The organism is Dactylosporangium sp. NPDC051541, from assembly GCF_044454505.1.
In the GTDB taxonomy this organism is placed as follows: Bacteria; Actinomycetota; Actinomycetes; order Mycobacteriales; family Micromonosporaceae; genus Dactylosporangium.
The window spans coordinates 634,368-648,511 of sequence record NZ_JBITDU010000002.1 but is presented as its reverse complement, the minus strand read 5'-3'; the positions used below and the strand labels follow the sequence as shown (position 1 = coordinate 648,511).

Below are 14,144 nucleotides of genomic sequence, written 5' to 3'. Positions count from 1 at the left end.
TAATGCCTGGCGGGGCGTGCGGCGCGTTGCGTAATGCCTGGCGGGGCGTGCGGCGCGTTGCGTGACGCCGGCGGGGCGTGCGGCGCGTTGCGTGACGCCGGCGGGGCGTGCGGCGCGTTGCGTGACGCCGGCGGGGCGTGCGGCGCGTCGCGTGACGCCGGACGATGCTGGGATCGGGGCGATGCTGGGTATGGGGCTTCGCTGGGTATGGGGCCGGGAAAGACTGAGGAGTGACATGCGCTATCGCAAACTGGGCAGTTCGGACCTGGAAGTCTCGGAGATCTCCCTCGGGTCGTGGCTGACCTACGCAGGCGGGATCGAGGCCGAGCAGACCCGCGCCTGCACCGAGGCCGCGTTCGACGCCGGGATCAACTTCTTCGACACCGCGAACGTCTACGGGCGCGGCGCCGCCGAGGAGGCCTGGGGCGAGATCCTGTCCAAGCACCCCCGCGAGTCGTACATCCTGGCCACGAAGGTCTGGGGGCAGATGTCCGACACCGACCAGGGCCTGTCCGCGGAGCAGATCGGCAAGCAGGTCGACGCCTCGCTGCGGCGGCTGCGGACCGACTACGTCGACCTGTATCAGGCCCACCGGTTCGACACCTCGGTGCCGATCGAGGACACGATCGAGGCCCTGCAGCTCGTGGTGCGGCAGGGCAAGGCGCGATACCTGGGCTTCAGCGAGTGGACGCCCGAGCAGATCCAGGCGGCCATCGACATCGCCGGCCCGGAGCTGTTCGTGTCGTCGCAGCCGCAGTACTCGATGCTGTGGCAGGCGCCCGAGGCCGAGGTGTTCCCGCTGTCGGCCGCCAACGGCATCTCGCAGATCGTCTGGTCGCCGCTGGCCCAGGGCGTGCTCACCGGCAAGTACAAGCCCGGCCAGCCGATCCCCGAGGGTTCCCGGTTCGCCAGCGACGCGATGAGCGGGGCCAAGGGCCTCGTGCTGCGCGACGATTTCCTGGAGGCGGTGCAGCGGCTCGTGCCGATCGCCGGGGAGCTGCGGATCTCGCTGCCGACGTTGGCGCTGGCCTGGGTGCTGCGGCGCTCCGAGGTGGCGTCGGCGATCACGGGCGCGTCGAGGCCCGAACAGGTCCACGCGAACGCCGAGGCCGCGGGGGTGGAGCTGGCTCCGGACATCCTCGCCCAGATCGACGCCGCACTCGGCGACGTGCCGATCAGCGGGCCGACTCTGGCAACATTTGCTCAGGAAGGTGTACGGCGCCGCTGAACGGGCATCTCTATGGGTAGGGAACGTCGACCTGGGAGATGACGATGAGCTTCGGTGACAAAGTCGAGCACAAGGCGGAAGAGGTCAAGGGCCAGGCCAAGGAGGGCTACGGCACCGCGACCGGCGACCCGGACCTGCGCGCCGAGGGCCGGGCCGACCAGGACGAGGCCAACGTGAAGCAGGCCGGCGACAAGGTCAAGGACGCCGCCCACGACGTGAAGGACGCCCTCAGCTAAGCCAACCAAGACCAACAATCAACGTCGCCTCGTCAACATCGACGGGGCGACGTTGATTTTCGTCAACATCCCCCAAATCAACGTCGAGCAACTCAACCCGCCCAGAGTCAACGTCGAGCAACTCAACCCGCCCAGAGTCAACGTCGAGCAACTCAACCCGCCCAAGTCAACGTCGAGCAAGTCAACGTGCGCAGGTCAACGTCGAGCAAGTCAACATGCGCAGGTCAACGTGGAGCCAGGTCGACGTCGAGCAAGTCAACCTGCGCAGGTCAACGTGGAGCCGGGTCAACGTCGAGTGAGCGAGTCAACCCGCGCAAGTCGACGTGGAGCCGGGTCAACGTCGAGTGAGCGAGTCAACCCGCGCAAGTCGACGTGGAGCCAGGTCGACGTCGAGCAAGTCAACATGCGCAAGTCAACGTTGGGCGGGGTGCGCGCGTTGATCCTGCGGCGGCGTAGGGAGCGGCGGTTGGCCCGGGAGGTGTGGGCCTTGTCCGCCAGGACCTGGTCGGGCCGGGTGCTGGGAGGTCCGCCGGCCCGCCTCGGCGATCGCTTGCAGCACGGTCAGCAGCCGCGCCCACGTCCCGTCGCGCTGCCGCCGCCGGAACAGCGCGAGTTGCGCGGCGCGGACCACGGGCATCCACCGGCCGTCGGCCTCAGCGGTGGCCATCGCAACGACGTGATCCGGTTGTTGCGCGAAGCATTCATGAGCCTTGGCTGCGCCATCGGCTGCTGCCGGCGCCGCACCGCTTGATCGTGGCGTTGCGAGTTCTCGGCGGTGTCGTCGACTCGGTGTGGGTTCGGGGGTGCAGGGGGCGGAGCCCCTTGCCCGGGGCGGGAGCGAAGCGGCCTCGGAATCCGCTGCTTGAGGCTTGTCGCTCGTGGTTTTTTGCGCTTGAGCCTATCCCAGGACCGCGCGTCCTGGGGATCGGCGTGTTTCGAAACGAACTCGGTCCTTGACAAGATTCTGAAAAGGTTTGCAGACTCGACGGTGATCGATGGGAGGCATCGGTGCCGGTTACGATCAAGGACGTGGCGCGGGCGGCCGGGGTGTCGGCGTCCACCGTCAGCCGGGCCCTGGCCTCGCCCGATCTCGTGCACGTCGACACCCGGGAGCGGGTCCGGCAGGCGGTTGCCGAGCTCGGCTACCACCCCAACCGGGCCGCCCGCGGGCTGATCACCGGGCGCACCGGCAACCTCGGGCTGCTCGTGCCCGACCTGGCCAACCCCTTCTTCCCCGGCGTCGTCAAGGGCGTGCAGGCCCGCGCCCGCGAGTTCGACTACGCCGTGTTCCTTGCCGACACCGACGAGGACCCGGCGGCCGAGGCCGGGCTCGTGCGCAACCTCAGCAAACAGGTCGACGGGCTCATCCTGTGCTCGCCGCGGATGAGCGAGGGCGAGGTCCGGGCCCTGACCGGGGACACGCCGATCGTCCTGCTCAACCGGCGGGTCGGGCGGGTGCCGTCGGTGACGGTCAACAGCGTCGACGGGCTGCGGCACGCGGTCGGGCACCTCACAGCGCTCGGGCATCGGCGGGTCGCCTACGTGCCCGGGCCCAAGGCCTCCTGGTCCAACCGGGAGCGGCTGCGGGGGCTGCGCCAGGTCACCGCGGAGGCCGGGGTCGAGCTCGTCGAGACCGGCAACGTGGTGCCCCGCTTCTCCGGCGGGGTGGCCGCGGCCGACCAGGTGCTCGCCACCGGGGTGAGCGCCGTCATCGGCTACAACGACCTGGTCGCGATCGGCATGCTCAGCCGGTTCGCGGCCCGCGGTGTCGCCGTGCCCGGGCGGATCAGCGTCCTGGGCTTCGACGACATCGTCCTGTCCGAGATGGTCAGCCCGGCCCTGACCACCCTCGCCCAGCCCAAGGAGTCCACCGGCCGGGCCGGGGTGGACCTGCTGCTGCAACTGCTCGACGACCCGGGTCACCCGATCCAGCGCCGCGAGCTCGACTCACACCTCATGGTCCGCGACTCGACCGGACCCGCGTCACATCCCTAGCACCAGAAGGGAATCCGCCATGTCCCTGCGAAACACATCCATCGCCCTGCTCGCAGCCTGCGCGCTGCTGACCGCCTGCGGCGCCCCCGACAAGCCGGGCGCGAACAACACCGACACCGGCGGCGCCGTGCCCGACACGCCGAGCGCCCCGGTCGCCCTCACCATCCTCGACGTGGCCGGAAACCTCCAGCTGACCCAGGGCATGATCGACGAGTTCGTGCAGAAGAACCCGAAGGTCATCTCGAAGGTGACCTACTCGAAGGCGACCGCCCCGGAACTGGCCGGGAAGATCAAGGCCCAGCAGGACGCCGGCCGGGTCGACATCGACCTCGTCCTGACCGGGGTCGACGGCCTCGCCGCCGGGATCGACCAGAACCTGTGGCTGCCGATCGCGGGCAAGGCCAAGGCCGACTACCTGCCCGGCGCGGCGGCGATGCAGAAGCTGGCCGGCGAGTTCGGCGTCACCGTCACCTACTACCCGTCCGGGCCGCTCATCGAGTACCTGCCGGCCAAGGTGCCGAACCCGCCGAAGACCGCGGCCGACCTGCTCACCTACGCCAAGGCCAACCCGGGTGCGGTGCAGTACGCGCGGCCCGCCAACTCCGGACCCGGGCGCACCTTCCTGATGGGCCTGCCCTACCTGCTCGGCGACAAGGACCCCAAGGACCCGGTCAACGGCTGGGAGAAGACCTGGGCGTACCTGTCCGAGCTCAACAAGTCGGTGACGCTCTACCCGTCCACGACCAGTGAGACGATGAAGAGCCTGGCCAACGGCTCGGCGAAGATCATCGCCAGCACCACCGGCTGGGACATCAACCCGCGCGTCCTGGGCCAGGTGCCGAAGGAGGCGGCGATCGGCTCGCTGCAGGGCTTCCACTGGGTCACCGACGCCCACTACGTCACCGTGCCCAAGGGTGTCTCGGCGGACAAGCAGTCGGCGATCTACCTGCTGCTGCAGTCGATGCTCACCAAGGAACAACAGGCGAAGGCCTACGACAAGGGGTACTTCTACCCGGGCCCGGCGGTCAAGGACGTACCCCTGTCGATCGCGCCCGCGGACAGCCAGAAGGCCATCGCCGACTTCGGCCGGCCCGAGTACGAGGCCCTGATCGCCGGTAACCCCCTCGAGACGCCGCTGGACGCGAAGGCGCTGGTGGCCGCGTTCGACAAGTGGGACCGCGAGATCGGCGGCGCGAAGGTGAACAAGTGACCGAGTTCAACACCTTGCGGCTGGAGGGCGTGACCCGCAGGTTCGCGGGCCACGCCGCCCTTGCCGGCCTCACCCTGGACATCGAGCGGGGCGAGTTCATCGCCCTGCTCGGCCCGTCCGGCTGCGGGAAATCCACGGCATTGAACTGCCTCGCCGGGCTGCTGCCGCTGTCCGAGGGCCGGATCTGGCTCGACGACCGGCGCCTCGACACGCTGCCACCGGAGCGGCGCGGGTTCGGTATGGTGTTCCAGAACTACGCGCTGTTCCCGCACCTGAGCGTCCGGCGCAACATCGCGTTCGGGCTGCAGATGCGCCGCCTGCCCCGGGCCGAGGTCCGGTCCCGCACCGAGGACGCGATCCGCCTCGTCCGCCTCGAGGAGCACGCGGCGAAGCTGCCCGGACAGCTGTCCGGCGGCCAGCAGCAGCGGGTGGCGATCGCCCGGGCCGTCGTCGTGTCGCCGTCGCTGGTCCTCATGGACGAGCCACTGTCCAATCTGGACGCCAAGCTGCGGCTGGAGATGCGCACCGAGATCCGGCGGCTGCACCAGCGCCTCGGCCTCACCACGGTGTACGTCACCCACGACCAGGAGGAGGCGCTGTCCCTCGCCGACCGGCTCGTCGTCCTGCGCGCCGGCGAGGTCCAGCAGATCGGCACCCCGGAGGAGCTGCACGACCGGCCCGCGAACGCGCACGTGGCCGACTTCATGGGCTTCCGCAACCTGCTGCGCGCCCGGGCCGAGCAGGTCGTCGACGACCGGGTGCACTTCACCGTCGAAGGGGTGCCGTTCACGGGCGCGGCCGTCGGCGCGATCCGGCCCGGCGACGACGTCGTGGCGGCCGTCCGGCCCGAGAACGTGGTCCCCGGCGAGGACGGGCTCGCGTGCACCGTGGACGTCGCGGAGTATCAGGGGCGGGAGATGGCCGCCGAGGCCCGCACCGGTGACGGGCTCGTGCTGCACCTGCGGACCACCGCGCGGCTCGCGCCGGAGGACTCGCTGACCGTACACCTGCGCAATGTTCTGGTGTATCCGGCGGACGGGGGCGGCTGATGGTCGCGCTTCGTCACCGGCTCGCCGAACGCGGCGTCGACCGGCAGCTGTGGCTGCTCGCCCCGGCCGCGGCGTTCGTGGTACTGCTGTTCATCTATCCGTTCGCATACGGTGTCGGCCTGTCGTTCCAGCCGGACAAGGGCGGGCCGTTCGAGGCGTACCGCAGCTTCTTCGCCGACGCCTACGACCGCGACACCATCTGGATCACGCTGCGCATCGCACTGCCGGCCGCGATCCTCAACGTCGCCGCCTCCGTGCCGATCGCCTACCGGATGCGCGGCCGGTTCCGCGGCAAGCGGGCCGTCACCACGCTGCTCGTCGTGCCGATCACGCTCGGGACCGTCCTGACCGCGCAGGGCCTGCTCAACTACCTCGGCCCGACCGGCTGGCTCAACCGGGTCCTGCTCGACGCCGGCCTCGTCGACACCCCGATCCGGCTCGTCCACAACTCGTGGGGCGTATTCCTGTCCCTGGTCATCACCGGTTTCCCGTTCGCCTTCCTGTTGGTGTTGTCGTACCTCTCCGGCATCGACCCGTCACTGGAGCGCGCGGCCGCCACGCTGGGTGCCGGTGCCTGGCAACGGTTCCGCCGGATCACGCTGCCGCTGCTCGCCCCGGGCCTGGCGACCACGTTCTGCCTGACGTTCGTGCTGGCCTACAGCGTGTTCCCGTCCGCGGTCCTCGTCGGCGACCCGGCCGGGGAGACCCGGGTCATCGCCTACGCCGCCTGGCAGGCCCGCTACCAGCACTACGACTTCGCGCAGGGCTCGGCGATCGCGATCGTCATGGGCCTCGTCGAGCTCGTCGTCATCGGCGCGGTGCTCGGGGCACGCTCGCTCTTCTACACCGGACCGACGGGAGGCAAGGGATGAGGCGGCCGCACACGGTCACGGCGTGGATCGTCTGGGGCGCCGTGCTGTTCTTCATGCTCAACCTGCTCGGCGTCGTCGGGTCGGTGCTGGTGAGCTCCTTCGGCAAACAGTGGTTCGACACCTGGCTGCCAAACGGCTATACGACGAGTTGGTACGCCCAGGCCTGGGACGAGTTCGGCCTGCTGCACGTGCTGCTGGTGACCCTGGAGGTCTCCCTCGCCGTCGTGGTCGTCTCGCTGCTGCTGGGCGTGCCCGCGGCCTACGTCCTGGCCCGGCGGCGCTTCCCGGGGCAGCGGCTGGTGTACCTCGCGTTCCTGCTGCCGATCCTGATGCCCCCGATGACCTACGGCATCCCCCTGGCGACGGTGCTCTACAAGTTCGACCTCGCCGGGCACCTGTCGGGCGTCATCCTGGCCAACCTGGTGCCGTCGGTGCCGTTCGTCATCCTCACCATGACCCCGTTCATCGAGCAGATCGACCCGGCCATCGAACGCGCGGCCCGGATGTGCGGCGCCGGGACCCGTCAGGTGTTCGTGCGCATCCTCGCGCCGCTGCTCGTCCCCGGCATCCTCGCCGCGTCCATCCTCGTGCTCGTCCGTACCATCGGCATGTTCGAACTGACGTTCCTGACCGCCGACGAGGAGTCCTCGACGCTGGTCGTCAAGCTCTACGCCGAGATGGCGTCGCCGGGCATCCGGGCCCAGCAGTCCATCGACGCGATGGCGGTGGTCTACACCGCCACCATGCTCGTCCTGCTCGTCCTGGCGCTGCGGATCGTCAACCCGACCCAGCTCGTCGCCCGTGTGAAGGAAGAGGTCGACTGACGTGCGCATCGCTGACGCCCGGGTCATCGTGACCAGCCCCGGCCGCAACTTCGTCACCCTCAAGATCATCACCGACGAGGGGGTCACCGGGGTCGGCGACGCCACGCTCAACGGACGCGAGCTGGCCGTCGCCTCCTACCTCACCGAGCACGTGATCCCGGCCCTGATCGGCCGCGATCCGGCGCGGATCGAGGACACGTGGCAGTACCTCTACAAAGGCGCCTATTGGCGGCGGGGCCCGGTCACGATGTCGGCGATCGCGGCGGTCGACACCGCCCTGTGGGACATCAAGGGCAAGGTCGCCGGTCTGCCGGTCTACCAGCTGCTGGGCGGGCGGAGCCGGGAGGGCGTCACGGTGTACGGCCACGCCAACGCCGACACCGTCGACGACGTCCTGGTCGAGGTGGCCCGCTACGCCGACCTGGGATATCGGGCCGTGCGGGTGCAGACCGGCGTGCCCGGGCTGGAGACCACCTACGGTGTCAGCCGGGACAAGCTCTTCTACGAGCCGGCCGACGCCGCCATCGCCTCCGAGGCCACGTGGTCGACGGAGGCGTACCTCTCCTCGGTCCCCGGCGTCTTCGCGCGGGTCCGGGAGGAGTTCGGGCCGCGGCTCAAACTGCTGCACGACGTCCACCACCGGCTCACCCCGATCGAGGCCGCCCGGCTCGGCAAGAGCCTCGAGCCCTACGCCCTGACCTGGATCGAGGACCCGGTGCCGGCCGAGCTGCAGGCCGGCTTCCGCCTCATCCGCCAGCACACCACCACCCCGATCGCGGTCGGCGAGGTCTTCAACACCGTCTGGGACTGCGAGCAGCTGGTCCGCGAGCAGCTCATCGACTACATCCGCACCACGGTCGTGCACGCCGGCGGCCTCACCCACCTGCGCCGCATCTTCGACCTGGCCGGCCTGTATCACGTGCGCACCGGCAGTCACGGCGCCACCGACCTGTCGCCCGTGTGCATGGCCGCCGCGCTGCACCTCGACCTCGCGGTGCCGAACTTCGGCCTGCAGGAGTACATGCGGCACACGCCCGAGACCGACGCCGTCTTCCCGCACGGGTACCACTTCGAAGGCGGCTACCTGCACCCGTCCGAGGAGCCCGGGCTCGGCGTCGACATCGACGAGGAGCTGGCCGCGCAGTACCCGTACCGGCCCGCCGCGCTTCCGGTCAATCGGCTCCTGGACGGCACAATGCACTCCTGGTGAAACACTTAAGGGCCCCTCTCCGCAACCGATTGGGCGGGTGGAGAGGGGTGATCGGACATGCTGGGGTGGTTGGCGAACCGGTCCGTGCGGACGAAGGTTCTGCTCGTGGTCGCGGTGCTGGGCATCGTGGCGCTGGCCGGCAGCGTGGCGGCGACGATGCGGCTGAGCCAGGTCAGGACCGAGGCCGGAAGCCTGTACAACCGCGGGCTGGTGCCGCTGACGTACCTCATCGACGTCCGCGCCGATCTGTCCAACCTGCGGGTCAACGTGCTCAACCACGTCATCAGCACGACCGCGGCGGGCAAGGACAAGTGGGAACAGGCCGCCACGACGGCCGCCGACAAGTTCGGTACGGACCTGGCGAGGTATCGGGCCGTCACCAACGACCCGGCCCAGGCCGACCAGCTGGCCGACGCGTTCACCACGTATCGGTCCGCGCTGTGGAGCCAGCTGCTCACGGCCAGCCGGTCCGGCAACCTGGCCGAGGCCGAGCGCATTCGCGACAATGTCACCGCCTCCCTGGCCACCACCGCCTTCGACCTGATCTCCAAGATGGCCGCGGACGAGACCGCGGTCGGCCGGGCCCGCCAAGCGAAGGTCGAGTCGGCCTATCGCAGCGCCCTGATCTGGACCTGGGGCCTGCTCGGCGTCGGGCTGGTGCTCGCCATCCTCTTCGCGCTGATGGTCGCCGGTCTGCTGGTGCGGGCCGTCACCCAGGTCGGCCACGTCGTCGCCGGCCTGGCCAAGGGCGACCTGACCCGGGTCGCCACGGTCCGCGGCCGCGACGAGCTCGGCACGATGGCCGGCGAGCTCAACACCGCGATCACCGACCTGCGGGGGTCGGTGGAGGCGGTCGGCGCCCGCAGCTCCACCCTGGCCGGTGCCGCCCAGGAGCTGTCCACGGTCAGCAACCAGATCGCGGCCAGCGCCGAGGAGAGCAGCAGCCAGGCCGCCGTCGTCGCGGGCGCCGCCGACGAGGTCTCCAGCAACGTCCAGACGGTCGCCGCCGGCACCGAACAGATGGGCGCGGCCATCGGCGAGATCGCCCGCAACGCGGCCGAGGCGGCCCGGGTCGCCGGGGCCGGCGTCACCACCGCCCAGTCCGCCACCGAGACCATCGGCAGCCTCGGCCGCTCCAGCGCCGAGATCGGCAACGTCCTCAAGACCATCACAGCGATCGCCGAGCAGACGAACCTTCTGGCCTTGAACGCGACAATCGAGGCGGCCCGGGCCGGCGACGCCGGCAAGGGCTTCGCGGTCGTCGCCGGCGAGGTCAAGGACCTGGCCCAGGAGACGGCCAAGGCGACCGGCGACATCGCGGCCCGCATCGAGGCGATCCAGCGCGACGCGACCGCGGCGGCGAGCGCGGTCAACGAGATCGCCGAGGTCATCGACCAGACGAACGTCTACGCCACGACGATCGCGGCCGCCGTGGAGGAGCAGAGCGCGACGACGGGCGAGATGAACCGCAGCGTCGCGTTCGCGGCCGGCAACGCGGGGCAGATCGCGGACAACATCACCGGCGTGGCCCGGGCCAGCCAGGTCACGAACGACGGGGTGGTGCAGGCCCGCACCGCCGCCGACGAGCTGGCCCGGATGTCCGGCGACCTGCAGCAGATCGTGTCGCGTTTCCAGCTCGTGTGATCGCCTCCCGGATCTCCCCGCCGTTGATCGGGGTCACCCCGACGTTGATTGGGTTTCCATGACAAGTGCCGCCGAAGAGCCGCTGACCCCGCAGGACCTCGAGGGGATCATCTGGCAGGTCTGGACGGCGTACCTCGGGACCAGCCCGACCGTCGCCTCCGACGACGAGCTCCACAGCGCCGCCGCCGAGATCACCGCCAGCGTGGGCGTCGCCGGGGCGTGGCTCGGCACGGTCGTGCTGCGCAGCGACCTGGGCGCGGCGGCGGCGATCGCGGCGGAGATGCTGGAGCTGGCGTCGGTCAAGCCCGACGACATCCAGGACGCCACGGGCGAGCTGATGAACATCGTGGCCGGGAACGTGAAAAGCTTCCTGCCCAAGCCGAGCCACCTGGCCTTGCCGCAGGTGGTGGTCGGCCGGGCGGAGGTACTGTGGCCGGGCACCCGCCGGCTGAGCCGGGTCGTGGTCGGCTGGGACGGCCACCAGGTGACGGTCGAACTCCTGGAGGGCGTCCCCCCACGCCGAGATTGATCGAGGTCGCGTTTCTACGGTTGGGCGACCTCGAGGTGGCCGTCGCGGACCCGGGTGCGCAGAGCGGTCTGGTCGGAGGCGGCCGGGCCCCGCAGGGCGCGGCCGTCGCTGAGGCGGAAGATGCTGCCGTGCCACGGGCACTCGACGCACGCCTCGCCGCCCTGTTCGAGCGGGCGGCCCTCGGCGAGCGGGCCGGCCTGGTGGGCGCACCGTCCGATGAGGGCGCTGAAGTCGCCGTGCTCGCGGTACACCAGAATCGGCACCTCGCCGACGGTGTAGGAGGAGAGCTTGCCCTCGGCGATCGCGCTCACCGCGTCGAGGCGGTGCCAGCCGGACGGGACGAGCGGCAGGGCGGCCGCGGCGTGGTTGGCCCCGGCACCCTGGGCGAAGGCGAGGTGGCCGCCGAGGTACGCGCCCGCCCCGGCCAGGCTCAGCCCGGTGAACGACAGCAGGCGGCCGCGGGCGTGGTCGCCGCGGGCCCGGGCCGCGATGGAGGCGGCGAAGAAGCCCAGCGCGCTGACGTTCGCCGTCACGTGGACCAGGGCGACCCGGCGCTGCTGCGGGGTGAGCGTCACGTAGTCGGCCAGGCCGGTCGCGGCCGCGGGCAGGGCGGCCGCGGTACCGGCGGTCAGCAGGGCGGCGGCCGCGCGCCGGGAGCCGGGTGTGTCGCGGCCGGGCAGGGCGTCGAGCACCGCGGTGCTCATCCAGGCGCCGACCGGGAACTGGACGGCGGCGGGGTGCAGCGGGTGCCCGATCGGGCGGCCGTGCAGCAGGTCGCCGAGGCGGCCGCGGCCGGCGGTGGCCTGCGCGACACGGCGCAGCGCGTCGGCGAACCGGTCGAGCGGGCGGGCGGCCTCCAGGCGGGCGAGCAACGTACGCATGGTGACCGATTGCCCCGGGGCGACCGGCCAAAACGAATTCGCGACCGGCGAGCAACCGTTCAACGCTCAACAACCGTGCGGTGTCAGCCGATAAGGCGACGTGCTTCGCAACGACATGGTGGCCCGCAGGCTGGACCGCGCGGTCCTCGGCTCGGTGGTGCTGGCCGTGTACGCCGCCGCCGCGTTCGCCCTCAATTACGGCCACACCCGGGTCCCGCTGTGGCTGATGTGGCTGGTGGCACCGCTGTCGGCGGTGCTGCCGGTGCTCGCCGCGGTGCGGATCGCGCGGACCGCGGCGTTCGCGGGGCCGACCCGGCGGTTCTGGCGGCACGTCGCCGTCATCCTGACCCTGGCCGGCCTCGGCACCGTCAGCAACGCCGTCGACGCCATCGGCGGGCCGGTGCCGAGCCAGCAGTTCTCGACGCTGACCGTGTGCGCGTACAGCTCGGCCGTCCTGACCCTGCTGTGGGCGCTGTGGCGGCTGCCGATCGGCACCACGAGCGCGGCCGAGCGGCTGCGGATCGGGCTCGACGCGGCGACGGTGCTCGTGGCGGCGGCGGTGTTCATGTGGCACTTCCAGACCGAGCCGCTGCTGGTGACCGACGGCTACCGGGCCGGCTCCCTGGCCGTGGCCGGGTTCACGCTCGTGCTCGAGCTCGTGGCGGTGTTCGTCATCGTGAAGGTGGTCCTGTCCGGGCACACCTACGTGGCCCGGGGCACGCTGCGGCTCTTCGCCCTCGGGCTCTTCGGCGGCGCGTTCAGCGGCGTGGCCCAGCGCTTCGTCCTCGACCGGCCGCAGCTGAGCCTGCCCCAGCTCGCCGTGCCGGTCATCCTGGTCGTGGTGACCCTCGGCGCGCGGCGGCAGTACCGCACGCTGCTCGACCCGGAGGTGACCCGGGACGCGGCCCGGCGGCCGTTCAGCGTGCTGCCGTACCTGGCCGTCGCCGCCATCGACGGCCTGCTGCTGCTGTCCATCGCGGCCGGCTCCGGGGACCTGGCCGTGACCGCGGTCGCCGCCGTGGTGCTCACCGGGCTCGTCGTGTGGCGGCAGGTCAACGCGTTCCGGGAGAACGCGACGCTCGTCGAGCGCCTCGACTTCAACGCGACCCACGACGCCCTGACCCGCCTGCCCAACCGCGCCCTGTTCAACCAGCGCCTCGCGGCCGTCCTCGAGGCGCCCGGCGCGCCCCGGCCGGTCAGCGTCGCCCTGGTCGACCTGGACGACTTCAAGCTCGTCAACGACACGCTCGGGCACGGCGCCGGCGACGCGCTGCTCGTCGCGGTGTCCGCGCGGCTGGCCGACAGCGTCCGCCCCGGAGACCTGGTCGCCCGGCTGGGCGGTGACGAGTTCGTGGTACTCCTTGACGCCATCGACCCCGCCGAGGCCGAACTGGTCGCCCAGCGGATGGTCGCCGCGCTCGCCGATCCCGTCCTGGCCGACGGCCACGAGCTGCTGGTCCGGGCCAGCATCGGCATCGCCGACGGCCGCACCGGCGACGCACCGGGCGAGCTGCTGCGCCTGGCCGACATCGCGATGTACGCCGCCAAGCACGACGGCGGCAGCGGCTACCGGCGCTACGTCCCCGGCATGGCGGGCGCGGTGGCGGGCTCGGCCGCGCTCGGCGCGCAGCTGCGCCAGGCGATCTTCGGCGGGGAGCTGTTCCTGGAGTACCAGCCGATCGTCACCCTCGATGGGCACCGCCTGGCCGGCGTCGAGGCCCTGGTCCGCTGGAACCACCCGGCCCGCGGCCCCGTCGCGCCGATCGAGTTCATCCCGGTCGCGGAGCGCACCGGCCTCGTCGTGCCCCTGGGGGAGTGGGTCCTGCGGGAGGCCTGCCGGCAGCTGGCGTCCTGGATCGCCGAGTTCGGCCCGGACGCCCCTGAGGTCATGCACGTCAACGTGTCCGCCCGGCAGTTGGCCGCGGCCACGTTCACCGACCAGGTCGCCGCGGCGCTCGCCGACTTCGCAGTACCCCCGCAGCGTTTGACCGTGGAAATCACGGAGAGTGCCGCCGTGGCCCTGGGCCCGGCCGTGACCCGCCTGGAGGAGCTGCGCCGTCTGGGCGTCCGGGTGTCGCTGGACGACTTCGGCACCGACCAGTCATCGTTGACGCTGCTGCAGGACCTGCCGGTCGACGAGCTGAAGCTGGACCGCTCGTTCGTCCAGCGCGACGAGTCCGGCCGCCGCGGCACGATGCCGGCCGCGGTGCTGGCCCTCGCCCGGGTGGTGGGCCTGGACATCGTCGCGGAGGGCGTGGAGGAGCAGGACCAGGCCGACCGCCTGGCCGCGCTCGGCTACCGCAAGGCCCAGGGCTACCACTTCGCCCGCCCCATGCCCCCGGCCGGGATCGCCGCGCTCGTGCGGTCGGAGTCGAGCAGAGCGGCCAGGTCGGTGGCGTTGCGCTGAGCGTTGTCGGAGTAGTAGTTGTCGGCAATAAAATTCCCGCGAGAAGGTCCGGGAAACAT

Annotated in this window: 13 protein-coding genes; 12 read left to right on the top strand and 1 reads right to left on the bottom strand. The window is 71.2% G+C overall.

Translation table 11 applies throughout. The features are described 5' to 3' along the window. Nucleotides 1-235: 235 nt before the first annotated feature. The 11 genes from ACIA8L_RS11080 to ACIA8L_RS11030 all read left to right on the top strand — a co-directional run bounded on the left by ACIA8L_RS11080 (nt 236) and on the right by ACIA8L_RS11030 (nt 10,797). The gene (locus tag ACIA8L_RS11080) at nt 236-1,228 is read left to right on the top strand and encodes an aldo/keto reductase family protein (protein WP_395902938.1); all 993 of its coding nucleotides are present in this window, start codon (nt 236-238) and stop codon (nt 1,226-1,228) included. Nucleotides 1,229-1,272: 44 nt separating this feature from the next. Then, nucleotides 1,273-1,464 carry a CsbD family protein gene (locus tag ACIA8L_RS11075; protein ID WP_395902936.1) on the top strand — a complete coding sequence of 64 codons (192 nt, stop codon included), beginning with the start codon at nt 1,273-1,275 and terminating at the stop codon, nt 1,462-1,464. 52 nt (nt 1,465-1,516) lie between these two features. After that, entirely contained in the window at nt 1,517-2,215 is a 699-nt protein-coding gene (locus ACIA8L_RS11070; RefSeq protein ID WP_395902934.1) for a hypothetical protein, read from the top strand. A 257-nt stretch (nt 2,216-2,472) separates the two neighbouring features. Continuing rightward, entirely contained in the window at nt 2,473-3,459 is a 987-nt protein-coding gene (locus ACIA8L_RS11065; RefSeq protein ID WP_395902932.1) for a LacI family DNA-binding transcriptional regulator, read from the top strand. A gap of 19 nt (nt 3,460-3,478) precedes the next feature. Then, a complete protein-coding gene (locus ACIA8L_RS11060; RefSeq protein WP_395902930.1) occupies nt 3,479-4,669 on the top strand; it encodes an extracellular solute-binding protein in 1,191 nt (396 codons plus the stop codon). Beyond that, on the top strand, nt 4,666-5,718 hold the full coding sequence (locus tag ACIA8L_RS11055) for an ABC transporter ATP-binding protein (protein WP_395902928.1): 1,053 nt from the start codon (nt 4,666-4,668) through the stop codon (nt 5,716-5,718). The genes ACIA8L_RS11060 and ACIA8L_RS11055 overlap by 4 nt, the downstream gene beginning before the upstream one ends. Beyond that, a complete protein-coding gene (locus ACIA8L_RS11050; RefSeq protein WP_395902926.1) occupies nt 5,718-6,590 on the top strand; it encodes an ABC transporter permease in 873 nt (290 codons plus the stop codon). Before ACIA8L_RS11055 ends, ACIA8L_RS11050 begins: the two co-directional genes overlap by 1 nt. Then, the gene (locus ACIA8L_RS11045; RefSeq protein WP_395902924.1) at nt 6,587-7,414 is read left to right on the top strand and encodes an ABC transporter permease; all 828 of its coding nucleotides are present in this window, start codon (nt 6,587-6,589) and stop codon (nt 7,412-7,414) included. The genes ACIA8L_RS11050 and ACIA8L_RS11045 overlap by 4 nt, the downstream gene beginning before the upstream one ends. A gap of 1 nt (nt 7,415) precedes the next feature. After that, nucleotides 7,416-8,624, top strand: a complete 1,209-nt coding sequence (manD, locus tag ACIA8L_RS11040; RefSeq protein ID WP_395902922.1) for a D-mannonate dehydratase ManD — start codon at nt 7,416-7,418, stop codon at nt 8,622-8,624. A 57-nt stretch (nt 8,625-8,681) separates the two neighbouring features. Further along, nucleotides 8,682-10,268: a methyl-accepting chemotaxis protein gene (locus ACIA8L_RS11035; protein ID WP_395902920.1), complete on the top strand. Its 1,587-nt coding sequence runs from the start codon at nt 8,682-8,684 to the stop codon at nt 10,266-10,268. A 58-nt stretch (nt 10,269-10,326) separates the two neighbouring features. Beyond that, nucleotides 10,327-10,797, top strand: a complete 471-nt coding sequence (locus tag ACIA8L_RS11030; RefSeq protein WP_395902918.1) for a chemotaxis protein CheX — start codon at nt 10,327-10,329, stop codon at nt 10,795-10,797. A 14-nt stretch (nt 10,798-10,811) separates the two neighbouring features. Here the strand turns inward: ACIA8L_RS11030 and ACIA8L_RS11025 are convergent, their stop codons facing one another. Then, nucleotides 10,812-11,678, bottom strand: coding sequence for a Rieske 2Fe-2S domain-containing protein (locus ACIA8L_RS11025; RefSeq protein ID WP_395902916.1), 867 nt, complete (start codon nt 11,676-11,678; stop codon nt 10,812-10,814). 100 nt (nt 11,679-11,778) lie between these two features. Here ACIA8L_RS11025 and ACIA8L_RS11020 point away from each other — a divergent pair, with 100 nt between their 5' ends. Next, complete coding sequence (locus ACIA8L_RS11020; RefSeq protein WP_395902913.1) at nt 11,779-14,085, top strand: putative bifunctional diguanylate cyclase/phosphodiesterase; 2,307 nt, start codon at nt 11,779-11,781, stop codon at nt 14,083-14,085. Nucleotides 14,086-14,144: the final 59 nt, after the last annotated feature.